The organism is Bradyrhizobium sp. SEMIA, assembly GCF_014844175.1.
Taxonomy (GTDB): domain Bacteria; phylum Pseudomonadota; class Alphaproteobacteria; order Rhizobiales; family Xanthobacteraceae; genus Bradyrhizobium; species Bradyrhizobium arachidis.
The window spans coordinates 9,327,209-9,350,808 of sequence record NZ_CP046601.1 but is presented as its reverse complement, the minus strand read 5'-3'; the positions used below and the strand labels follow the sequence as shown (position 1 = coordinate 9,350,808).

Annotated in this window: 19 protein-coding genes and 1 pseudogene; 8 read left to right on the top strand and 12 right to left on the bottom strand. The window is 61.8% G+C overall.

Annotated features, from left to right (window positions below; genetic code table 11):
• Positions 1-264: 264 nt before the first annotated feature.
• The 5 genes from FOM02_RS44855 to FOM02_RS44835 form a co-directional block, all read right to left on the bottom strand.
• A complete protein-coding gene (locus FOM02_RS44855) occupies positions 265-1,245 on the bottom strand; it encodes a hypothetical protein (RefSeq protein ID WP_199820248.1) in 981 nt (326 codons plus the stop codon).
• Positions 1,246-1,776: 531 nt separating this feature from the next.
• A complete protein-coding gene (locus FOM02_RS44850; protein ID WP_265441215.1) occupies positions 1,777-5,319 on the bottom strand; it encodes an ATP-binding protein in 3,543 nt (1,180 codons plus the stop codon).
• 3 nt (positions 5,320-5,322) lie between these two features.
• Positions 5,323-6,594 (bottom strand): metallophosphoesterase family protein, encoded by a 1,272-nt coding sequence (locus tag FOM02_RS44845; protein WP_265441214.1) that lies wholly within the window; start codon positions 6,592-6,594, stop codon positions 5,323-5,325.
• Between the two features lie 303 nt (positions 6,595-6,897).
• Positions 6,898-8,205, bottom strand: coding sequence for a hypothetical protein (locus FOM02_RS44840; RefSeq protein WP_063617214.1), 1,308 nt, complete (start codon positions 8,203-8,205; stop codon positions 6,898-6,900).
• A 17-nt stretch (positions 8,206-8,222) separates the two neighbouring features.
• Positions 8,223-8,777 carry a hypothetical protein gene (locus tag FOM02_RS44835; RefSeq protein WP_265441213.1) on the bottom strand — a complete coding sequence of 185 codons (555 nt, stop codon included), beginning with the start codon at positions 8,775-8,777 and terminating at the stop codon, positions 8,223-8,225.
• Between the two features lie 369 nt (positions 8,778-9,146).
• Here FOM02_RS44835 and FOM02_RS44830 point away from each other — a divergent pair, with 369 nt between their 5' ends.
• The gene (locus tag FOM02_RS44830; protein ID WP_027562690.1) at positions 9,147-9,407 is read left to right on the top strand and encodes a pyocin activator PrtN family protein; all 261 of its coding nucleotides are present in this window, start codon (positions 9,147-9,149) and stop codon (positions 9,405-9,407) included.
• Positions 9,408-9,959: 552 nt separating this feature from the next.
• Here FOM02_RS44830 and FOM02_RS44825 read toward each other — a convergent pair.
• Together FOM02_RS44825 and nagA are read right to left on the bottom strand one after the other, a co-directional pair.
• Positions 9,960-11,162 carry an aspartate kinase gene (locus FOM02_RS44825; protein WP_027562632.1) on the bottom strand — a complete coding sequence of 401 codons (1,203 nt, stop codon included), beginning with the start codon at positions 11,160-11,162 and terminating at the stop codon, positions 9,960-9,962.
• The gene (nagA, locus tag FOM02_RS44820) at positions 11,163-12,341 is read right to left on the bottom strand and encodes an N-acetylglucosamine-6-phosphate deacetylase (protein ID WP_027562631.1); all 1,179 of its coding nucleotides are present in this window, start codon (positions 12,339-12,341) and stop codon (positions 11,163-11,165) included.
• Between the two features lie 117 nt (positions 12,342-12,458).
• Here nagA and FOM02_RS44815 point away from each other — a divergent pair, with 117 nt between their 5' ends.
• The 5 genes and pseudogenes from FOM02_RS44815 (at position 12,459) to FOM02_RS44795 (ending at position 17,849) form a co-directional block, all read left to right on the top strand.
• A complete protein-coding gene (locus FOM02_RS44815; RefSeq protein WP_027562630.1) occupies positions 12,459-13,397 on the top strand; it encodes a BadF/BadG/BcrA/BcrD ATPase family protein in 939 nt (312 codons plus the stop codon).
• A 19-nt stretch (positions 13,398-13,416) separates the two neighbouring features.
• A complete protein-coding gene (locus FOM02_RS44810) occupies positions 13,417-14,373 on the top strand; it encodes an N-acetylmuramic acid 6-phosphate etherase (protein WP_027562629.1) in 957 nt (318 codons plus the stop codon).
• Positions 14,370-15,383 carry an SIS domain-containing protein gene (locus FOM02_RS44805; RefSeq protein ID WP_027562628.1) on the top strand — a complete coding sequence of 338 codons (1,014 nt, stop codon included), beginning with the start codon at positions 14,370-14,372 and terminating at the stop codon, positions 15,381-15,383. Before FOM02_RS44810 ends, FOM02_RS44805 begins: the two co-directional genes overlap by 4 nt.
• Before the next feature lie 166 nt (positions 15,384-15,549).
• A pseudogene (locus FOM02_RS44800) lies at positions 15,550-17,019 on the top strand (ATP-dependent helicase C-terminal domain-containing protein); the annotation flags it as partial.
• Positions 17,020-17,336: 317 nt separating this feature from the next.
• Positions 17,337-17,849 (top strand): TIGR02281 family clan AA aspartic protease, encoded by a 513-nt coding sequence (locus FOM02_RS44795; RefSeq protein ID WP_027561575.1) that lies wholly within the window; start codon positions 17,337-17,339, stop codon positions 17,847-17,849.
• 41 nt (positions 17,850-17,890) lie between these two features.
• Here FOM02_RS44795 and FOM02_RS44790 read toward each other — a convergent pair whose 3' ends face one another.
• Positions 17,891-18,517, bottom strand: a complete 627-nt coding sequence (locus FOM02_RS44790; protein ID WP_027561574.1) for a transglutaminase-like cysteine peptidase — start codon at positions 18,515-18,517, stop codon at positions 17,891-17,893.
• Between the two features lie 135 nt (positions 18,518-18,652).
• On the opposite strand from FOM02_RS44790, the gene FOM02_RS44785 reads away from it, so the two are divergent.
• Complete coding sequence (locus FOM02_RS44785) at positions 18,653-18,808, top strand: hypothetical protein (protein WP_156950901.1); 156 nt, start codon at positions 18,653-18,655, stop codon at positions 18,806-18,808.
• Between the two features lie 118 nt (positions 18,809-18,926).
• Positions 18,927-20,426: a phosphomannomutase/phosphoglucomutase gene (locus FOM02_RS44780; protein ID WP_027561573.1), complete on the top strand. Its 1,500-nt coding sequence runs from the start codon at positions 18,927-18,929 to the stop codon at positions 20,424-20,426.
• Between the two features lie 166 nt (positions 20,427-20,592).
• Here FOM02_RS44780 and FOM02_RS44775 read toward each other — a convergent pair whose 3' ends face one another.
• The 4 genes from FOM02_RS44775 to FOM02_RS44760 form a co-directional block, all read right to left on the bottom strand.
• Positions 20,593-21,102, bottom strand: coding sequence for an Lrp/AsnC family transcriptional regulator (locus tag FOM02_RS44775; protein WP_027547489.1), 510 nt, complete (start codon positions 21,100-21,102; stop codon positions 20,593-20,595).
• A 97-nt stretch (positions 21,103-21,199) separates the two neighbouring features.
• Positions 21,200-22,123, bottom strand: a complete 924-nt coding sequence (locus FOM02_RS44770; protein ID WP_027561572.1) for a PfkB family carbohydrate kinase — start codon at positions 22,121-22,123, stop codon at positions 21,200-21,202.
• A gap of 6 nt (positions 22,124-22,129) precedes the next feature.
• Complete coding sequence (nudC, locus tag FOM02_RS44765) at positions 22,130-23,068, bottom strand: NAD(+) diphosphatase (protein ID WP_027561571.1); 939 nt, start codon at positions 23,066-23,068, stop codon at positions 22,130-22,132.
• Between the two features lie 10 nt (positions 23,069-23,078).
• On the bottom strand, positions 23,079-23,498 hold the full coding sequence (locus FOM02_RS44760; protein ID WP_027561570.1) for an HIT domain-containing protein: 420 nt from the start codon (positions 23,496-23,498) through the stop codon (positions 23,079-23,081).
• Between the last annotated feature and the right edge of the window lie 102 nt (positions 23,499-23,600).

Genomic DNA, 23,600 nt, shown 5'->3' with positions numbered 1-23,600 from the left:
GGCCTGGGTTGAGTCGATCCACAACCGCCAGTATATCACGCGGCTTCCGGTCCATCGATATTCGTGTATTCTTTTCCCTTCTCAATTTGCGCGCGCCGGTATTGCCGACCGGGCTCTACTCGCCTGCGCTCTCCAGGCTACCCGTTGCGTCTCGGGGCTGCCCTCGATTCCCCTGTCGGCGGCGCTATGCCGACACTCTTGCGAGTGCCATTTCATCGGGACCGCTCATTGCGGGCGCTGCAAAGGAGCATGGTACCTCAGCGCTCAAGGAGTTCGCGAGGGTTGGGTTGGAAAGTCCACGCCGGAAACCATAAGGCGGACGTCATCGCCGTCCACGAAAATGAAATCCGCCGCGTTGGAAATAAACCCGTGAGGATCACGCGCGCCCCGCACCCTGCCGTGCGCCGTGTTGAAGGTCACGTCTTCGTTGACGAGATACCCGTAGCGCAGGAAGCCAGCTCCGTAGAGCCCATCGGAGCCTTTTGGGTATCGAGCGAACCGGACCTTGTTGTAATCAGGTTTAAGCATGCTCACGAATGCTTTTTCGGCGTCCGCTACAACCTGCTTTCGGTCAAGATTATCCTCGAAGTCGCTATCCTGAAAATCGTGTTCTGGCTCGAAGGTTTGCATAACGAGCGACTCGGTCCGGAACAAAAACAAATACGTCTCGTCAGAGACACGCGCGCCGGGAAATCGTTGAGGCTCATTGGCCAAAATCGCTGTTCGCGCATGATGACCCTTGTCGATCAGTCGATCGAAACTATCCCCTGTTTTGGCAATACCAACGTAGAGAAGATCGTACACCGCAAGCTCAGCGTGCCGGTCAAGCCCCTCGATTCCAGGCCACTCATGCGCGCGGCTCCAAAGCAACTTCTCGGTGGTGAACCATTCCAGCACTTCCGAGCCGTTCTGCTTTACGGGGCCATCCCAGAAACGGACGAATTTAGGGCCAAGCTCGATATATAACGTATCGGGGTCGGCCTCCTCGATACCGGGCAGGTCTTTGATGCGCAGCAACACGTGATCGGAAGGGCCACCCTCGACCGAGACGTCAAAACTCAAGGTGGCCTCTTCGTCGTCTTTCTGGAAATCGCTGAGCTTGATCTCCGGTCGGCCGCCAATGATATAGAAGTCACTCTGCCGCAGTATTTCCTCAACTTCCGGGACGTCCCTGAACCACACAGCTTCCTGGTTGGAGACCGGCGGAAATACCAGCTCAAGCTTCGAGATTTTTGCGCGTGTCACTGTGGGTTCTGACATAGAGGGAAATTAGCACTTCGGCATCAAGGATTGAACAAGCGAATTCAGATGCTTTCATTACTTTGGCATTCAGCTCGGGGATGCTAAGAAGCGAAGGCGCCGAGGTCCGGTTGACGATCCCTCTCGCAAGGGAATATCGAGCCGCTCGCGGAGGCCGGTTTCGCGGCTGCAGTCGGTCCCGCGCCCCCGCTCCGGGCGGCGCTATGCTGACGCTCCTACGGGTGCCATTTCACCGGCCCAGCGCTTACGCCTTCCGGCGCGTAATCCGCAGGCCTTTTCATGACCGCCTGTCGCGGTCGCTGCCCCCGTCGGCGCGCCGCCAAGAACAATCTGCTCTCCGTGGCTCGGCTTCGCCTGCGCCCGCGCCAAACTCCGCAGATTCTTCTTGCGGCTTGCACACCTCGCTCTCGGCGAGGGCCAAGGCTGCAACACCCGATGCGACCCTGACCAACAAGGAGGAGACGGTAGCGACATCGAATCCTATTGCCGGTCTTTGCGCGACTGATCGCAGGAACGCTATGCCACGTTTTTCAGGGGATCATCGTGATGCTCAAGCACGGCTGTCGACACATTCCCGCCGAACGCAGTGCGGGCCACGTCAATCAGGTGTTGATGGTGGGTAAAGAACAGCACCTGCGTTTTTTCCGAGAGCTCGCGCAGTACTTTGAACCCGGCAGCAGCGCGCTCATCGTCATAATTGATAAACAGATCATCAGCGATGAACGGCGCTGACCCGGCATGGGCGAGATACTCTTCGACGGCGGCGACGCGAAGGGCCAAGAACAACTGATCGGCCGTGCCCTCACTGAGGCCGGAAACCCCCACTACGCTCCCGTCGCGCCGAACACCTGCGAGATGAGGAACGTCTTTCTCATCGTACTCGAGCGCGAGCCTCTCAAAGGATCCGCCGGTCAGGATAGAAAACAGCTCCCCCGCACGCTTAAGCAGCGGCGCCTGCTTTTCTCGGCGGAAGCGTTCGATCGCCCATTGCAGGATGAGCGATGCCGAGCGCACACGGGCATATTGGCTGGCGGCGTCTCTCATATCCGCGAGCGCTGCCTGACGGTCGGACGCGGCCTTTGCAGCGGCAGCGTCGCCGCCAAGTGCTTCGAAAACGCGCGCCGCGTCGTTGCGTTGCTGGATGGCCTCAAGCTGGCGCTGTCTTTGATCCTTCAGGGATTGCGTTAGCGTCTGTTCGCGAGCCGCCGCCTGATCCAGGTCGCTGTTGCGGCACTCCTCTGCAAGAGCGTCAATGCCAAGACCATCACCGTCCGCTTCGAGCGTCATATGAAGGCTTGCTTGTTCATCCTTAAGCCCGCGCAGCAAATCGGATCGCCTTATGGCTGCGCGCAACGCATCGAGCGTCACGCAAGCCGCCTGTTGCAGCTTCAGGATAATTTCCTGCGCCGCTTCTCTCGACTTGTCGCGTTCCTCTAATTTCTTTTGAAGGCGGTGGATGGCCGCTTTCTTCTCACCGAGCGTTGCCTGGCTTTGCTTCGCGTCATCCAGCCGCGCCTGCATTTTGATGACAACGTCGTCAGCATCTGCGCCTGCCAAATCCGTTGCTACGGACCCGGCGAGTCTCGCTACCTCGCTTTCAAATGCTGTAACATCCCGCTCGATCTTGCCGATACGCTCATGCTGCAGGTCGGCAATTTTTGCAGCGACGTCGCGCATCTGTTCCAGAGCTTCGATCTGGCCTTGTATGGTCTCGACCGCCGCCTCGCCCGACAAGTTCAGCGCGACCAAGGCCTCCTTCCATTCTTTTTCCCACTCGCGCTGCTCTTTCTCGGCGCTTTCGAGGGCCTTGCTCTTGCGCTCCGCGTCAGCCTTGATCTTGCGTTGCTCAAGCTCGAGCTCGGCGCGCTTTTGCGCAATCGCTTCCTGCGTCCGGATGCGCAGCTCCGCCGTCGTCAGAATGCCATTGAGCGGCAGGCTTTCTGCGGCGGCGGCAACCGCAGGATCCTGCAGTATGCCAACAAGCTGCTTCCTGGCGTCCGCAATCTCCTGCTGCAGCGATGCCGACGACCGGAGGGCAGCGTCGCGCTTGGCGATCCGGCCAAGCAACACTGTCCTTGCATCGAGCCATTCGAGCATTTCATCCGGGGTCGATGGCGCGTCCGTAACACCGGTCCACATGCCCACCCATGCAGCGGCCAGTCCAGACTGCTCCCGGGTTAGCGCTTCCAGCTCTTCTTTTTGCGCGTGCAGTCCGTCTTCCTGTTCAGTAATCTGCCGGGCCAACACCATCGCCTCGGCCGTCGATTGCGCATTCTCAAACCGCTGATCGGCAGCTCCGTCGGCATGGCCGATGCTCGCCTCAAATACGCTCAGCAGGGAACCGCCCTTCGTGAAGGCCTGTTCGTCGGTATCCGGCACGGCGACGTTCTCAATGTGCTTCCGCTTTATGATGGACCAGCCGGCATCACGAAGCTCCCGCAATTTCGTCAGCTCGCCTGCGGACACGATCCCTTCATCCGAGACAAGCCGGAGGTAAGCTTTGCGATTGTTCTCGACCATCCGGGCGGATTCACGGATTGCCGCCTCGCGGCTATGGATGCGGCGTTCCAATTCGCGGGCGGCATCACGGTGCGCTTTGACTGTTGCGTTGACCGGCGGCCGCATGGCGCGCAAACGCGCCTCATCTGCAACCGCGGGAATCATCGTCGCCATTTGCTCCTGACAGAGATCATTGGCGTCCCGCCGCTCTCTTTCGGCCGCCTGCAGACGCGCATCCAGGTCACCGAGGGCGCGGATGGATTTCACGACGCCCGCGAGCGCCGAAACATCCTGCGCGGCGCCCACCGATTCGATACGGACACGAATATCTTCTACCTTCTCAAGCGCGTCCTCGACCGCTTTCCGTGCGTTTCCCACCGCCGTGAAACGGCTGCCGCGCGCGGTCAACAACCCACGGACAACCGAGACCTTGGCGCGCACGGGAATCCGGGCGATCAAATCTTCGACTGTTGGAGCCATCCATTCCAGTTCGGTGGCCAGGCGTTTCAGCGCCTCTTCTGAAGCCGCAAGATCCGCGCGCCGCTTTGGCAGGTCCGCCCTGCCCGACGCGATCTGGATGCGGCGTTCGTAAAGCCGCTCTATTTCCGGTCCGTGCTGAAGGAGATTGTCATCGATAACCAGACCATCGCACTCCACGCCGATGGCCGCGATCTGTTCGCCAAACGCGCTGATGCGCACTTCTGCGGCGGCGTTATCGGAGGCCGCTTTCTCGAATTCGCTCGCCGCGCCGGCGGGAAGAACCGCAACACCGCCAAGCCCGGCGATGTCACGCTCGATTTCCGCCAAACGCCGCACGGCGCGATAAACGCGCCGGATGCGCGCGATTTTGGCGAGTGCAGTAACCTGACCTTCAATCTCCTTTTCAATACTGGCGCAGCGCTCGCGCGCATCATCGAAGGCCGATTTCAGTTCCTGCCATTTGCCTGCCGTCACGGTGTGCTGCCGCAAGGCGGTTTCCGCATCCTTGAGGCGGTCTTCGGCCTGGTAATATTTTCGATGCCCCGCTTTGCGGCTGGCCCACAGCCCTTCGGCCTCTTCCTGCATCGCTGCAAGGCGGCCGCGAAGTCCCGACACGCCTGCCCCGGCCGCGAACAAGGTGGCGCCGACATCGTCCTTGGCCTGGATAATGTCACGCCCGCCGACGCGCAGGCGCTCATGATCGAGACAGAACATCCTGCAATAAAAGGCGCGATCAATCCCTCCGAGCAGCGGCCCAAGCGTCCCGTCGCCTGTGCTCAAGGGCAGATCGTCCCATCCCAGGATGGTATCTTTATTGCCCTTGCGACGCCGGATGGCGAGCGTATTCGCATCGTGCTCCAACGTCGCACCGATCCGAAGTGCAGCGTTTTCATGAAGAAAGTTGCGAGGAGACTGACCGGGGATTCCGAACAGCAAATCTTCAATCGCCGACATTGTCGTCGATTTCCCAGCCTCGTTCTCACCGTACACGATATGAAAATCCGGCCCGCCTAACGGAAAAGCGAGCGTCCGGTCGGTGAAATTGCCGTAGCGAATGAGATCAAGAGAACGCAAACGCATTGTTCAGCGCCTCCCTGCACTCAGGCGTGCGTTTAGATACGCGCCGGCCTGATCGATCACCACGGCAAAATCCTTGTTGATGGCGGCCAGCAGAAGCGTATCGTCCACATCGAGCGCAGCGTCATGCGGAAGCTTGCGGATGAGTTCGCCCAGTTCATTCGCTATCTGAGCCTGCAATTCAGAATCGCCGGCTGCCTGCGACAGCAAGACGTTCAGATCATTGAGAGCTTCCTGATCCATCGCTCCCGACATTGTCGATGCTGGCTGCGTCACATTCGTCACGCTCGCGATCCACGCAATCTCTTCGCCGAGCGCCAGGGAAGCGGCCCGCGCCTCGGCCAGCAGCTGGGTCTCTGACGCCAGCAACTCGCCATGGAGAGCGCTCGCACCCGTCAACTGGATGCGGCATGCCAGCAGCCGCCCCTCTGCGTTTCTCGTGGCTGCATCAATCTTGTATTTGATTTCATCGACGACGTCGCCAAACTGCGCGCACGCGCCGACCGGCACATCGATCTGCGCCCAGCGCACGACGTCGGTGTGAAGCGGTTCAATGCTTTGCAGAACACCGTCCTGAACGGTGTTCAGGTAAGCTGACTTTGGACCTGTTTCGCGAATATGCCGGCCCTGCAGGTTGCCGCAGAAAACGACATGAGGATTCTCGTGCAGAACGCTGGCCTGATGCACATGCGCCAACGCCCAATAATCATAGCCCTTGTTCAAGAGCTCATCGAGGCTGCACGGCGCGTAATTCTGGTGAGGTCCATTCACGCCTCCAAGCGCAGTATGCAACACGCCGATGTTGAAGCAGCCTTTGAGCGGCGGAGGATAAGCCGCCGCGAGATTGTCTGTTGTCGCCGGCACTCTGAAACTTTGGCCATGCAGCGCGACGCGGCATCCTTCCAGCTCAAACGTTTGCGGCTTCCGATAGCCGAAGACCTGCACGTTGTCCGGCAAGGTGAGCCGCCGGGTGATCTGGCTTTCGGCATCGTGATTGCCGTGGAGCACGAATACGGGGATGTTCGCTGCGCGAAGACGCCCCATCTGCCGGACGAAAAAGAGACCTGTCTGAAAATCGCGCCAGTCGCCGTCATAAAGATCACCGGCGATGATCATGAAGGCGACCTGCTCTTCAATCGCCCCGGAAACGAGATCTTCGAAGGCGGTTCTGGTTGCCGTCCGGATGCGCTCGGCGGCAGCCCCCTCCTGGCCGCTCACCCCTTTCAGAGGGCTGTCGAGGTGGATATCCCCGGTATGAATAAATTGGAAGGAACTCATCCTCGCCCCGTTCGAATCGCTAACGTGAACAAAACATGAAAATCAAGTTCTCGCAATGGGTGTGGATAACTGCGTCCTTTTCCCCAGAGTTGAGGCCCATGACCGAAAAGGCGTGAGTTTCCGGTCACTTAGCTTGGGGGTCATGACCGTGGACGCACCGGCGCCCGACCGGACTCTCGTAAACGGAGCCACGCGGGTTTGAGAGGCGTGTTACCCCTGCCGTCAAGGCTAGGTCCTTTGGGTCTGTATTAGCCGGGATCGTCGAGCTTCAAGAAGCACATGACGCCGAGAAAGCGCTAATGGCTATTCCACGCTTTCATTCTCCAAGCCGTCCTTATGATCGGCATCGGTGAAACCGCACCGCTCCATGAACTGCCAAGCGTTGAACCAGCTGTACAGCTCGTTGACCTTGAGCACCGAGATATCCTCGTCGCACAAGCCTGCATTTTCATCGGCATAAAGCATGTTCAGATAGTTTGAGTACGCTTCCCGAAGAATGCCCGTGGGACGAAAGGCGAAGTTATGCGTAAGGACGACTTCGAGCGTCGAAACGACCATCGCGCTCCATACCGCGCTTTCCAACTCACATCTATAATCGTGCGTCAGGCCGTCCTTGATCGTGCGCTTTGCGAGGGCGAATAGGCGGCTGTCGAATCCCATCTCCGGTACTTCGAAGAATGCAAAGTGATGTTTTTCGTCGAGTTGCTCCAGAATGTCATTCGACTGCTCGCGGCCAGCGACCCGGAACGGGTTGATCGCGCAAATGATCAGGCTGTTGCCGTAGCCCATCGCAATCTCTTTATAACGCTTACGGACGAAACAGAAACCATGAAGCCGTTCGGCTTCCATGAGTTGCGCAGCGTAGGTGCTTAGCTGGCTTAGATGCTCGACCGTGTGGCCGTTGAGGCTGCCGCCTTCTTCGTTGCTGTCGAACCATCCCTCCATGTCATCGAAGGAAACGACAACGCAGTCCATCGACTCGTGCGACAGCAGCCGATTGGTGAGATGCTGAAAATCCTCGTCGCTGGGAATATGCAGGTGAAGCGTGAGATCGTCCAAAGAAGCAGTCGGAAACTCCGGCCGGTAGACGATCACGTTACGGTCGGCGATCAGCAAATCGTACAGGTAGGCTTGCGTCGTGATCTTGTTATCCAGCTTCGCGACCAGAACGTTCGTGATGTCCTTGCTGCCGGACAGGGCGAACATCTCGGCAATGTAATTGCTGTAAGCGAACATCTCCGAGAACGCGTTGCGTTCCGCCGTTTTATCGACCTTAAGCTCCAGAACAAACAGGCCCGGTTCATGCTGCCCCAAAAGGTCCAGCTGCATCGGTTTGGTATCGTCGGTTCGAAGATTGATTTTGCTGCCGATGAAATCGCCGTAGCGGATGGTCCGATGCAGGTGCCCGATCTTTTGCAGCGCGCGGGATTTCACGAACTTCCAAAGTTCGAAATCGGGACCGGGATACTCCGCGGGATCGATCTTTGGCGGCGTGTAATCCGCTTCATCGAGCGCCGTCTCAATCTCAGGACTGTCCTGAACGAACGTTTCAAGTCCGCCCTTGGCATACAATGCGTCGTGAACCTGCTTCTCACTAAATGTCGATGACACGTCTTGCCCGCTATCGTCTAACTTTTCGGGATGGAAACGTCGTGCGCAAACACGCCCAGCGTTTCAGGCCGCGGAAATTTCTCGCTCAAATGCTTCAAGGTTTTGATGCACAGCTCAAGCGACCACGCGACATTTTTAGTGGTAAAGGCGTCGTGGTCGTTTCGGCCTACTCCCTTGGGTTTATCGTCGAATTGAATATGCACGCGGTTGCGAAACTCGCGCAGCAAATGCAGGTCATCGTAAATCGTCGCGCCCAGACCATCGAGAAGCTTGTGGGTCTTCATGGCCTGAATGATGTTGTTAAATCGCTCGATCTCGGTCTCGCGGATTTTCTTGAGGGCTTCAGCCGGAATATTGGGGACGCCTTCCGTGGTGTAATTTTGTGCCCGATAGATGATCTGGTCGAGCGCGGCTTCAACGATCGAGCCCGCTTGAACCACCATGAGCTTGTTGAACGTATTGCCTTCGTTAGTCGAACTCAAACGACACAAAGCCTTCCCATTGACCAGAATGTTGTCGCCGACCTTGAAGTCACCGATGAAGTTGCACTTGATCGTTTCGATTTCTGCCATTGTTAGATATCCGTTCAATGGAATTGCAGCATGTTCTAGCACGGGCGCCTGCTAGCAGGTTGCATTGGGTAAGAAAATTTTGAGCAATTGTGAAAACGATTAGGAGAGCTGAGGAAGCCGTGATTGGGGGCGTCGGCTCTCGCCGACCAGGCTCTTCGCGCTGCGCTCGCCGAGCCTCGCTGTCGACACGAAGATACGGAATGCCCAAGATAACTACGCCAGATACGGGACCTGCATTGACGATGGGCAGCACGCCAAGCGACCTTTTACTACGCTAGGCAAGCCAAATTCCGCCGACGACAGAAATAGATCGACAGGCCGAAAGCGTCTCAAGCTAGATAGAATAGCGATCAGTTGAGACCTGGCCCAATGAACACTTCATTCCTTTTGATGGCGCAGTACGGAGGTAAGGCCATCATCCCCATTGAAGATGTATGTCGGGATTACTTCTCACACCTGAATCCGACCAAGCTGGTGCAGAAGATCAGCGCAGGCGAAATAGCCATCCCTCTGGTACGAATGGAAGCAAGCCAGAAATGCGCCAAAGGCATCCACCTTCTGGATTTAGCCAAATACCTTGATGCCAGAGTCGAGGTAGCCAGAAAAGAAATGGCAGCTTTGACGACCTAGGCGGCGAACCGCATCTGTCTTTTTTGGTGCCCTCAGGCGAGTTGCTTAAAACTCGCGCGCGCCTTCGCCCACGACGCACGCAAAAGGTCCGAGCTGAATGGATCGTGCAGACCGTTGCACGCGCCGACGCAGACGCATATCGCCTACTGCGGCGCGCAGGTGCGTCGCGCTACGCTATAGCCGCAGGGCAGACGCCGGCGCGCGACGACACCTTCTCGTCGAGCTCCGAGCGGTGGCAGTATTACATTTGGTACGACATGCTCGATCAAGCTGCGGCTTAAGTGCTGATGATGCTTTGCTTTTTGCGATGTCCCGGTCCAATCCATCATGGGACAGAACTGTGGCCCTAACGTGCCGAGTGTGAAGTGCCTACCTAAATCTCACTGACCGCACCAGTTTCGCACCAGAAACGACGTGAACAGACCACAACGAACGCAATCAAAATCAAACGAAAACGCAGCAAAATCAAAGAACCTGATCGATAGTCCGCCGCTCATAACGGTCTGGTTGCAGGTTCGAGTCCTGCCGGGCCCACCAATGAAATCAAACGGCCTATGTCTGCTGAACAAGCGAATGCAACGCCTTCACTGCGGCTTCCCGGCTCTCCGCGGGGATGAACAGACTGACCGAATGCGGCGACAAAACGTAGGTGTCGGGGACAATCCCGTGACCCCTGAGAACCTGCAACGCCCTGAACGGCAATTCCGACGAAACGCCGCCGAAGCAGGTGAGACTCACCGAGCTCGAAGCCTCGCGCCGCCTGCGAAGGTCGTTGGCGTGCTCCAGCGTGCGCAGCAGGGCATCCAGCCACTCCGTTTCGCAGGCCAGGGTCATGCTGGTTTTTCCTGCGGCGAAGTGTGATGCAAGGAGCTGCGGCCAGGACAGGCTGTTTTGCTTGAGATGCTGCGCGAGTTTCTCGAAACCGTGATTGAGATCGCTGGAATCGATTTCAACATGCTCGATGCGCGCTATCGAGTTGACGGCCAGAACCTTCCCGTTTTCCATGCCCAAAACCTCTTTCATCACTTGCGTGCTGTGCTCGACGCCACCCCACTGCTTGAGGACCAGAGGCACGTCCTGACTTTGCGCCAGCTCGACGCTGCGAAAATGCAGGATCTTTGCACCCCAGAAACACATCTCCGACAGCGATGCGAAATCGACCTGCCGGAGTGGCTTTGCGTCCTTCACGATGCGCGGATCCGCCGAACAAATGCCGTCGACCTCCTTGATGATTTCACAGCGTTCGGCTTTCAGCGCCGCAGCCATCGCAACCGCCGTGGTGTCGCTGCCGCCCCGGCCGAGGGTGGTGATTTCCCTGGTCGCCGGGTTCACACCTTGAAATCCTGCCAGCACGACAACGCGGCCGCGATCGAGCTCCTCACGCACGCGAACGGGCCGAACATCCAGAATGCGTGCGGCGGAATGGGAGTCGTCTGTCATCACGCCAGCCTGGCTGCCGGTGAAGCTGATTGCAGCCACGCCGAGATCGGAAAGCGCCATGCTCATCAGGGACATGCTGATGCGCTCACCCGTCGTCAGCAGCATATCGAGCTCGCGGCGGTTGGGAGTCGGGCTGACCTGATGAGCCATCTGGATCAACTGGTCGGTGGTCGTGCCCATGGCGGAGACGATCGCGACGACACGATGACCGCGGCCGTGCAGGTCGGCGAGACTGCGCGCAACCGCGCGAATCTTCGCCGGTGTTTCAAGGCAGACACCACCATATTTCTGCACGATGATGGGATGGTTGCGCATCTAGCCTCGCTCGGAAGCCGTGGCTGCCTCGCCCATCGAACCGACGCCGCCGATCCATGTGCCGACGACCTCAAAGTTCGGATTAAAGGCGACAAGATCCGCGCGGTATCCGGGCGCGATCCGTCCAAGGGCGGACCCAAGACCCAGAAATGCCGCGGGCGTCCGGGACGACATGATGAGGGCATCGACGAGGGAGATTCCAACGAGCGCAACAGCGTTGCGGACCGCCTCGATCATGGTGAGGTGAGCGCCCGCGAGTGTGCCATCACTGCCGGTCAGGCGATTGTCGTGCAACGTGATCTGCCGTCCTTGCAGCAGGAATTGCCGGTCGTCCGTGCCTACCGACGGCATGGCATCGCTGACCAGCATCAATCGATCGCGTCCCTTGCAGCGGAAGGCAACGCGCAAAGCGGCGCGGTCAACGTGAATGCCGTCGCAGATGATTCCGGCAAACAGCCGGTCATCCTCCAGCGCGGCGCCCACCAGGCCCGGCTCCCGGGCGCTCAACTGCGACATGGCGTTGAACAAATGGGTCACCCCCGAGATACCGTGATCGACCGCCTGCCGGATCTCGGCTGCGCTGGCATCGCTGTGGCCAGCTGCGATACGCAATCCGGCGCCGACCAATTCATCGATCATGGAGGCGGGCACGCATTCCGGGGCCAAGGTCACCATCGAGCGGCCGCGATCCCCGAAGCTTTTGATGGCGGCGAGGTCGCGCCGATCGGGCACGCGTATCTCGGCTTCCGGATGAATGCCCTTGCGAGACCTGTTGAGCGCCGGACCTTCCAGATGAAAGCCGAGCACGCCGGGAATATCGAGGCACCCCTCGGCTGCTACGGCCAATCGTTCGACGACCTCGGGTCGATCGGTGATGAGAGTAGGCAAGCAGCCCGTGGTTCCGGCCTTGCGGTGCGCCTCGACGATGCGTCGAACGCCGGCCTCCGTCGGCTGGTCGTTGAGAAGAACGCCCCCGCCTCCGTTCACCTGGATGTCGATGAATGCGGGTGCAAGGATCGCATCGTGGGGAAGGCGGATTGACGCCGGCGCGGCCTCCTCGAAGCTGATGCTTTCAATCCGTCCCTGCGAGATCGTGACCGACCCCGGCCCGCGCATGTCGGTCCCATCAAAGATGTGCTGTGCGGCAATCGTGAGAGAGGCAGAACCAGCGTGGCCCATCAGTATCGATCCGGGAATGGCCGTCACGGACTCGTGAGGCGTCTCTGCCAAAAGAGTTCATATGTACGCCAGGGGACCTTGTGCGGACCCGAAGCGAAACCTTCGCGTTAACGTTCCATGGGAACAAAAGGTACCACGTATCTCGGCATTGATGGGGGCGGAACCCGCTGTCGCGCCCGGATCGAAGACGAAAACGGCACGGCGCTCGGAGAAGCGAACTCGGGACCGGCCACGACGCGGATCGGCGTTGACAAGGCCTGGCCGTCCATCATGGAGGCCACGGAAGCTGCGGCCACACAGGCCGGACTGAGCCGCGAGGATTTCGCGCAAATGCACGCCGGTATTGGCCTTGCCGGTATTGGCCGCCGGGGCGCGAAAGCGGCGCTCAGCAAAATCGCGCATCCCTTTGCGTCCGTTAACTTCATCGGCGACGGCCTCGCGGCCTGTCTTGGCGCCCATAGCGGCGCGGACGGGGCAATCGTCGTGGCCGGCACGGGCTCGGTCGGTGTCGGCCTGGTCGACGGCCGCGAGATCCGTCTCGCCGGTTACGGTTTTCCCGTGTCGGACGAAGGCAGCGGCGCCGACATCGGCCTACAGGTTGTCCGACTGGCGCTGCGGGCTGCGGATCGCCGCCGCGAGTTGACGCCATTGCTTGAAGAGGTGCTGGGCGCATTCGACCATGATCCCTATCAGGCGGTGGCCTGGTCCGAACAAGCCAGAGCCACGGACTACGCCGCATTCGCACCGATCGTGATGCGGCACGCCAATCAGGGCGATCCGGTCGGCCGCCGCATTGTCGAACGCGCCGCCGATGCCATTGGCGATCTGCTCGATCTATTCCTGGCGAGAGGAACCTATCGGCTCTCGCTGGTGGGTGGGCTCGCGGATGCCATTACGCCGTGGCTGACGCCCGACCTGCGTACCCGCCTGAAGCGTCCTGACGCCGACGCAACAGCCGGAGCGTTACTGGTCGCGCGAGGGCGGCTGGACCTACCCACGCTGGCCCTGCCCGGGAGAGAAACCGACCATGAACAGGCTCCGAAGTTCCGCGTTTGATGGCGCTTGGATCAACAGTATGGCCACCGAAGACGTCGATCTAAGATTTGCCGACCTTGATGCATGGCCGCTGACGTCAGCGATGGAAGCGATGTGGGAGGGTCAGCTTGCGGCGGTCGCTGCGATCGGTCATGCCCTCCCCTCGATCACCGCGGCGACCGAAGCGGCCCAAGCGGCGCTGGGCGATCACGGTCGCCTTGTCTACGTCGGCGCCGGCACCTCGGGACGCGTGGCGGTCCAGGACGGCGCCGAGCTGACGCCGACCTTCGCCTGGCCCAAAGAGCGCGTCCGCTTCATCGTCGCCGGCGGAGACAGTGCCTTCGTCGCCAGCATCGAGGGTGCGGAGGATGACATCGATGATGCGGTCGCACAGATCAATGCCGCGCGGCTCACGCCGCATGATGTAGTGATTGCGGTAGCCGCCAGCGGGACGACGCCGTTCACGGTCGCGGCGCTGCAGCAGGCAGGCTCCTGCGGTGCAGTGACGGTCGGTGTCGCCAACAACCCTGGCACCGCACTGCTGGCATCGGCCAGGTTTCCGATCCTGATCGAGACCGGCCGCGAGCTGATCGCCGGCTCCACGCGGATGAAGGCGGGCACCGCGCAGAAGGTCGTGCTCAACCTGATCTCCTCGGGAATCATGCTGCGTCTTGGCCGGGTGTATCGCGGCATGATGGTGAACATGCAGCCGACCAATGCCAAGCTGAAGCGGCGCGCCGAGGCCATGGTGGCGCAAATCGCCGACTGCGATCCGTCGCACGCGGCACGCTCGCTGGAGCAGGCCGAAGGAGACGTCAAGACGGCGGTCCTTCTGGCGCTGGGCGTCGACAGGACTGATGCGGAGACCATTCTGAAAGACGGCGACGGCAATCTCCGGCGCGTGTTTGCCGAGCTCGCCGGGAATCCGGACTCGCATCGTGACCAGCCTCCCAAGGCGCCGGCGGCACGCAAGCAAGGCGGAGCGGTTGAGTCATGACAACATCCGCGATGGCGAGTGAAATCGGGGAAAGCGCCGATACCGTCGCGAAAATCATTCGTAGCCGTCCCGCCACGCGCGACATCGCGCAGCGAATTGAGCTTGGCTCCGTCCCCTTGTGCGTCGTGTGTGGTCGGGGAAGCTCCGGACATGCCGGGGTTTTCCTGAGATACCTTGTCGAGACGCGGCTTCGCCTTCCCGTTTCAGCAAGCGCTCCCTCGGTGATCACGGCATTTCGCACGCCCTTGATGCTGCGCGATGCGCTTTTCATCGTGATCTCGCAATCCGGGCGCAGCCCGGATCTCGTCGCAGCGACAAGGTGGGCGCGCGCTTCGGGCGCCCACACCGTTGCCATCGTCAATACGACGTCGTCGCCGGTGGCTGACGAAGCGGAGTTCGTCGTTCCGATCGAAGCCGGCCAAGAGCACTCCGTAGCGGCGACAAAGACCGTCATCGGCTCGATGGCCGCCAGTGCCGGACTGGTTGCCGAGCTGGCACAAGATCGTGCGCTGCGGTCAGCCCTCGACAGGCTGCCCGAGCGCCTGCACCGCGCGCTGGCGCTCGACTGGTCCGAGATCGCTGATGATCTCGCCAAGGCGTCAGCTGTGTTTGTGGCGGCTCGGGGCCTGGCCCTGGGCTCGGCGAAGGAGATCGCGCTCAAGCTTTCGGAAATCCTGCGCCTGCCCTCCATCGGCCTGAGCGCCGCCGAGCTGCAGCATGGGCCACGAGCGGCGCTGTCGTCGCGCACGCCCGTCGTCATGATGCGCCTCATGGATGAAACGGCGGCCACGGTTGACGCACTTGCGGAGGAATTGCGTGAGCAAAAGATCGCGCTGCATCTCTGCGGCGGACCGCATGGCTCGCTGCCCTGGTTGGCCGAGGGTGACCCTGTCACCGACGCGATCACCATGCTCGTTCCGGCCTATCGGATGATCGAGCAGGCGGCATGCGCCCGCGGATTTGACCCGGATCGCCCCCCTCGCCTGAGCAAGATTACCGAGACGTTTTGACAACTGCCTGATCGCTGGCTGGCGACCACGCACCAGTTTCGCACCAGAAACGGCGTAGACGAAACGCGACGAACGCGATCAAACCAGAATGAAAACGTAAGAAAATCAACGAACACGCCCTTTATCCCGTCACTCATAACGGTCTGGTTGCAGGTTCGAGTCCTGCCCCGGCGTCTGCTACCGGCTCTGGGACGAGCCGCAGACGGCTTCGCTTGCGCCCTACACCCAGCCGGAGATCCTCAGCGCCGACCTGTCCTCGCTGGTGCTCGACCTCGCGCAATGGGGCGTCGCGGATCCTGCCGCGCTGTCATTCCTCGACCCGCCGCCGCAGCCGGCCTGGAAGGAAGCAAAAAGCCTGCTCAGCGAGCTCAACGCGCTCGATGGCGATGGCCGCATCACCGCGGAGGGCAAGAGCCTGCGCGCGCTGGCGCTGCCGCCGCGACTGGCGCGCATGATCGTGGATTCGCATCGCGCTGGCGAAGGCGAAGCCGCCGCCGAGATCGCGGCCATCATCACCGAACGTGGCCTCGGCGGCGACAGCGTCGATCTCGAGCACCGGCGCGACCAGTTTCGCCGCGACCGCTCGCCGCGTGCCGCCAGCGCGCGTGATCTGGCGCGGCGCTGGGCCTCGCAGGTGGCGGTCACAGAGAAAGCGGGTGAGCCGGACGATCTCTCCACCGGCCTGATGCTCGCCTATGCCTTCCCGGACCGTGTCGCACGCAACCGCGGCAATGGCAGTTTCGTGCTCGCCAATGGCCGCGGCGCTGCCGTGGAGCAGACGTCTTCGCTCGCCCGCGCGCCCTACATCGCGGTCGGCGAGATGACGGGCACGGCCGCCAGCGGACGCATCCTGCTCGCCGCGCAGATCACGCAGGACGAGATCGAGCGGCATTTCGCCGAGCATATCGAGAGCGTCGACGAGATTACGTTCGACCGCGGCGCGATGGCGCTGCGCGCGCGGCGCAAGCGCGCGCTGCATGCGATCACGCTCTCCGAGGCGACACTCGCCGTGTCGCCCTCGGAGGACACCGCGCACATTTTTGCCGACGGGCTGATCGCGGTGGGCCTCGACCGGCTGCCCTGGTCGAAGGCCGCCAAACAATGGCGCGACCGCGTGATGTTCCTGCGCAAGGCCGAAGGCGAAAGCTGGCCCGATCTGTCGGGCGACGGGCTGATCGCGCGGCGCGACGATTGGCTGGTGCCGGCGCTCTACGACAAGATCGCGCTCAAGGACATCTCGCCGGGCGATCTCTCCGACGCATTGATGGCGCTATTGCCATGGGAGATGCGCGCGCGGCTCGACCGCGAAGCGCCGACGCATTTTGAGGCGCCGACCGGCAGCGTGCTCGCGATCGACTATGAGGCGGGGCAGGGGCCGACCATCGCGGTGCGGCTGCAGGAATTGTTCGGTCTCAACGTCCATCCCTCGATTGCCGCCGGCAAGGTGCCGCTGGTGCTGGAACTGCTGTCGCCGGCGCAGCGCCCGGTCCAGGTGACGCGCGATCTGCCCGGCTTCTGGCGCGGCAGCTATGCCGCGGTCCGCTCCGACTTGCGCGGCCGCTACCCGCGCCATCCCTGGCCGGACGATCCCGCCAGCGCCGTGCCGACAAGACGCGCGAAGCCGCGCGGGACGTGAGATGCGGTCTCCCTCGCCCGCAGGCGGCAGGGCGATCGCGTTTGAACATTCTCGTCATGCCCGGGCTTGTCCCGGGCATCCACGTTCTTTGTGCTGCATGGCAAGACGTGGATGGCCGGGACAAGCCCGGCCATGACGTTGTGGAGACTGTCGGCGCCCCGAGCGCACGATGCGTAGCCTGCGGGAAGAGGTTCAAGCTTCCGCATTAACCGTTCGCTCATCCTTTTCGTCAAAATGGCACCGCTCTGCCCGCGGCGTCGCTCGCGGGCGGGCGTGTGGCGTGGTGAAATCGGGCTTTCCGGCTCGGAAGTGGTGTGATGCGTAACATTATGATCATCGCGGCCGTCATGATCGGCCTTGGCACCTTCATGGCGCAGATGGCGGACAAGATGAGCTCGGCGTCCGCGACCTCCGCGCCGCGCACGACGGTCGCTCTTGCGGCCACGGCGCCGGCCGGCGGCCGCACGCTCAACATCCCGCGCGATGGCCGCGGTCATTTCCAGACCGAGGGCCGGATCGAGGGCCAGCGCATCGGCTTCATGGTCGACACCGGCGCTTCCGTCGTCGCGCTGAACGAGACCTCTGCGGCCCGCTTCGGCCTGCGCCCGTCGCGCAGCGAGTACAACGCCACCGTCTCCACCGCCAACGGGACCATCAAGGCCGCGCGCACCCGCATCGCCATGCTTGATGTCGGCGGCCTCGTCGTGCGCGACGTCGATGCCATGGTGCTTCCCGACGAGGCGCTGTCGGAGAACCTGCTCGGCCTCTCCTTCCTGTCCCGCCTCAAGCGCTTCGAATACGCCAACGGCCAGATGGTGCTGGAGCAGTAGGCACGCGCCTCCATCCACCGGCCTGACGGCGAAGCGAAGCCCTACACGCTGCGGGGTGCGACGAAGTTCCAATATCGCGGGTCGCTCGGCGATTGAATGCGAATCCAGCGGTAGGGTGCGCGCGGCCAAGGTCTGATCTGCGCCGTCAGATTATCCAGCACCAGATCGCCGCTCTGGGTTCGAACGACCAACACCAGGTGACGCTTGCCCCAGACGGTCACGACCTCGCCGAGCAGAAGCGCCCGCTGGGGCCAGCCTCGACTCAGGAGCCGGTGGCGCTTGCTGACGGCGTAGTCGTTGCAGTCGCCGCGCGCGGGATCGATCAGCCAGGTTTCTGCGGCGAGACCCAGTTCGTTCGGCTCCGGGACGATGCTGCTGTTTACGGTCTCGTTGACCTCTTTCAGATCCTTCCATCGTGCCTCGGTCAAGTGAACCGGACCGCCACGAAACAGCAGGCGAGGGCGACACTCGTCCCGGTAGTTCAGGCAGAACTTCGTATATGCCATCGGCGGAAGCGTCAGATCGCCGAACCTGAGGTGGAGGGGCGCCGGCGAGGCACTGGTCGGCGGCCCAGACAACCTCTCGTTGGCCGAATGAGCGGTCATCGTTTGGCAGATCGACAAGGTCACGCCGGCTGCCATCGCAGCCAGGATCGGTGCCATGCGCATGCTTTGTCTCCTACGCGTTACGTCGAGGAGAGAGCTCGAGAGGAGGCTTGACTTAATTCTCTAATGATCAGCTGGCCGCGTCCCCCCACCATGGCGATTGTGGATCGCTTACCGGGCGAGACGGAGTAATCCTGATTGGATAAAGGCGCCGAGGCGGATTGGTTGCAACACGAATTCTCGATCAGAGATTGTGAAGCACAATATGCGCATCCGCCTGAAACGGATCAAATCCTGGCCGAGATTTCTGCCGCGCTTCGTCCGCACGATGCGCGCATCGCGAAGCAACAGTAAGGTTTTCCCGTTACCAAACTGCCGCAATTATCAGCCATAAGCTGCCATTCCCTCCTTCCGCTGCAGCCCGGCATTCGCTAAGGCTGCGGCAATCCCAGCCATTCGCGAGATTGTCTCAATGTTTCCCAAGCCGAAATCCGTACTTTTGCCCAATACCTACGGCTTCGAATCCGAGCCGATGGTGAAGCCGACCGGCTTTCGCGAATACGACGCGCGCTGGCTGTTCCAGAAGGAAATCAACCTGATGGGAATCCAGGCGCTTGGCATGGGGCTGGGCGCGTTGATCGCCGAGCTCGGCGTCAAGCAGGAGATCGTCACCGGCCATGATTTCCGCGGCTATTCGGCCTCGATCAAATATGCGCTGATCTCCGGCCTGATGGCGGCGGGCTGCAAGGTGCACGACATCGGCCTCGCCGTGACCCCGATGGCCTATTTCGCGCAGTTCGATCTCGACGTGCCCTGCGTTGCCATGGTCACGGCCTCGCACAACGACAATGGCTGGACCGGCGTGAAGATGGGTGCCAACCGTCCGCTGACCTTCGGTCCCGACGAGATGACGCGGCTGAAGGAGATCGTCCTCAACGCCGAATTCAAGAACACGGCCGGCGGCTCCTACCAGTTCCACGAAAACTATCCGGCGCGCTACATCGCCGATCTCACTGGCCGCCCGAAGCTGACGCGCAAGCTCAAGGTCGTCGCGGCTTGCGGCAATGGCACCGCCGGCGCGTTCGCGCCGCAGGTGCTGGAAGCGATCGGTTGCGAGGTGATCCCGCTCGACACCGAGCTCGACCACACCTTCCCGAAATACAATCCGAACCCCGAAGACATGGAGATGCTGCACGCGATCCGCGACGCCGTGCTGCATCACAAGGCCGATGTCGGCCTCGGCTTCGACGGCGACGGCGACCGCTGCGGCGTCGTCGACAACACCGGCGAGGAGATTTTCGCCGACAAGGTCGGGGTGATGCTGGCGCGCGACATGTCGGCAATCCACAAGGACGCGCACTTCATCGTCGACGTGAAGTCGACCGGCCTGTTCGTCACCGATCCGGTGCTGCAGAAGCAGGGCGCGAAGACCGCCTATTGGAAGACCGGCCATTCCTACATGAAGCGCCGCACCAACGAGACCGGCGCGCTCGCCGGCTTCGAGAAGTCTGGCCATTTCTTCTTCAACAAGCCCTATGGCCGCGGCTACGACGACGGCCTGGTCTCGGCGATCGCGATCTGCGACATGCTCGACCGCGCCCCCGGTAAGTCGATGGCGGACCTGAAGGATGCGCTGCCGAAAACCTGGTCGTCGCCGACGATGTCGCCGCATTGCGCCGACGAGGTCAAATACGGTGTGATCGACAAGGTGGTGAAGCACTTCGAGGACCTGCAGGCCAAGGGCGCGAAGATCGGCGGTCAGTCGATCCGCGATCTCGTCACCGTCAACGGCGTGCGCGTCACCGTCGAGGACGGCAGCTGGGGTTTGGTGCGCGCCTCCTCCAACAAGCCCGAGCTCGTCGTCGTGGTCGAAAGCCCGGTCTCCGAGCAGCGCATGCACGACATGTTCGAGATGGTGAACAGCGTGCTGCGCACCCATCCCGAGGTCGGCGCGTACAATCAGACGATTTGAGGTGCGACGTCAGCTGGACGGCCACCTTCATCCTCCGCCGTCATGCCCCGGCTTGACCGGGGCATCCAGTACGCCGCGGCTTCTCCGTATCCACGCACTGTCTCTGGAATACTGGATCGCCCGCTTTCGCGGGCGATGACAGCTTTCGCGTGGTGAACTCTGAAGCCTACGCCGCCACCACCGCCGGGATCGGCAGCGCGGTCACCGACTTGATCTTCTCCATCGCGAAGCGCGAGGTGACGTTCTTCAGCGGCACGGCGCTGATCAGCTTCTTGTAGAACACGTCATAGGCCTGCATGTCCGCGACCACGACGCGCAGCATGTAATCGACGTCGCCGGCCATGCGGTAGAATTCCATCACCTCGGGCATCGCGCTGACGGCTTCGGCGAACTTCTTCAGCCAGGCGTCGGAATGATCGGCGCTCTCGACCGAGACGAACACGGAGATGCCGAGCCCGATCTTGTTCTGGTCGACGAGAGCGACCCGCTTCAGGATCACGCCGTCGGCCTCGAGGCGCTGGATGCGCTTCCAACAGGGGGTCGAGGACAGGCCGACACGGTCGCCGATCTCGGCTACGGAGAGGGAGGCATCCTCCTGGAGTACCATCAGGATCTTGCGGTCGATGGCGTCGAGGCGGCGGCTGGTCTCGGGGATCTGGACAGCGAGGTCAGTCATTTGAAGAACTTTGTTCCATTTCAGGGGCTGATTTCCCTGATATAGAGAAAATCCTTCCACAGCAAGCCCATAATCTCGGCGCATCCATGGAATTGCTCTAGGGCAGGCGGCGCAAAAACTCTTCAACTTCAATACGTTGCGGGGCGGCCAGGCCGCCGCCATGGCGGCTGCATTTCAGCGCTGCGGCGGCCGCGGCGAATCGCAGCGCCTCCCGCACGTCGCCCCGCTCGGCGAGGCGAAGGGTGAAGGCGCCGTGGAACACGTCGCCGGCGCCCAGCGTATCGACCGCCTCGACCGGGAAGGCCGCCGTCTCCTCCAGCGCGCCCGCCTCGTTCAGCCAGATCGTGCCGCGGGGGCCGCGGGTGGCGGCGAGGAAGGCCAGTGTCAGGGCGGCGAGGCGTTTCAAGGCGTCGCCGTCCTCAGCGATGCCGGCGGTCTCCTGCATTTGCTCGCTCGAAAACAGCAGGTGCGAGGCGGCGGTGAGCAGGCCGTCCTGCAACGACATGGCGCGATCGACGCCGACGATGACGGGAATGCCGCGTCGGCGTGCTTCAGTGCAGAGATCGATGCAAAAGGCGCCGCAGCGGCTCTCGACCAGCAGCGCCTGGCAATCGGCGAGCAGTTCGCCGGCGTCGGGCAATGTCACGTGCCACAGGCCGGGATCGCGATAGATGGTCAGCGTCCGTTCGCCGCTCGCATCGATCATGATCGCGGAGACGGGCGTCATGAGACCCGGCATGCGCACGATGTGCGTGGTCTCGATGCCCTCGGCGGCCATCCGCGCGAGGATGAAGCCGCTCGATGTTTCGTCGGCGTCGCCCATCGGTCCGGCGAAAGAGACGCGGCCGCCAAGTCGCGCAATCGCGATCGCGGCATTGAGCGCATTGCCGCCGCAGATCTCCGCGAGATGGCTGGCATTGGCCTTGCTGCCGCGCGCAGGCACGGAATCGACGCGAAACGTCAGGTCGCGCACGGGAATGCCGATGCAGAGGATGCGCGGCGCGGTCGCAGGTAGCGCCATCGGCGGTCAGCTCTTGTCGTGCACCCAGCGGCCGAGCAGGTGATGGGCGATGGCGAAGGGATGCGGACCGGCGAGCCCGTCGGGATGCGTCCGCATCAGCATCTTCGCCGCCTCCTCACGCGTGAACCAGCGCGCGTCCTCGAGCTCCGAGTGATCGACGACGATGTCCTCGTTCAGCGCCCGCGCGCTGCAGCCGATCATCAGGGACGACGGATAGGGCCACGGCTGCGTCATGTAATATTGCACGTCGGTGCAGCGGATGCCGGATTCTTCGAATATCTCGCGGCGCACCGCGTCCTCGATCGTCTCGGCGGCCTCGACGAAGCCGGCGAGGCACGAAAACATGCCCGGCGGAAATTGCTTCTGGCGGCCGAGCAGGCATTTCTCGCCTGATGCCACGTGCATGATCACGACCGGATCGGTGCGCGGAAAGTGCTCGGCCTTGCAAGCGGGACATTCGCGCTTCCAGCCGCCTTCCTTCATCGCGCTGCGCGCGCCGCAATTGGCGCAATAGCCATGGCGCTGATGCCAGCTGACCATCGACTTCGCCATCGCGATCGCCGAGAGCTCGTCGGGCGGAACCACGCCCTGCATTGCCATGCCGCGCAGCTCGGTGACGGTGTAGTCCTCGCGGCCGATCAGCTTTTCGGCGGCGGCCTGCGACAGGCCCATGCCGAACATCGCGGCACCGTCGCGCAGGCCCAGAAAGATCGTGCCGGGATTGGCGCCGCATTTCAGCGCCTCGTCGATTCCGAGCAGCGCGCGCGCCTTGTCGCCGTCGCGCTTCACCAGCAGCGAGTCGCGGTAGACCACATAGGCGCGCGATGAGGACTTCTGCTCCAGCGCGAACAGTTTTTCGTCGTCGCGGCGCAGATGCGCGGCGCGATCGAGGACATTGGTGACGAAGGCCGGCTGCCCCAGCGGAAATGCGTCGAATGCTGACATTGTTATTCTTTCAACCCAACCAGATTTTTCGGCGAAGCGCGCTGATGAAATTCTGAACCTCTGCGGCATCGTGTGCCAGCGGCGGCATCACGCCCCAGACCGGCCGCGGCCAGGCGGCGTCACTGGTGCGGCGTGCGATGATGTGAACGTGAAGCTGCGGCACGAGGTTGCCGAGCGCTGCGACATTGAGCTTGTCGCATTTGGTGATCTCCTTCAGCGCGCGCGAGACGCGAGAGATCTCGGTCATCAGTTGCGCCTGCTGCACCTCGTCGAGATCGATGATCTCGACCGCATCGACCCGTCGCGGCACCAGCAAGAGCCAGGGATAATGCGCGTCCTTGATGACCAGCACCTTCGACAGCGGCAGATCGCCGATGTCGATGGTGTCCTCTTTCAGGCGGGAATGCAGCGACCAGGCGGGATCAGACATATGCGTTTCCGGATGGCCCGTGGGGCGGGCTGGTTGGGTCGGACCATACGATACGGGGTTAGCGAGGGGAAGGTTAAGGCTCCGCTGCCATTGCATAGACGG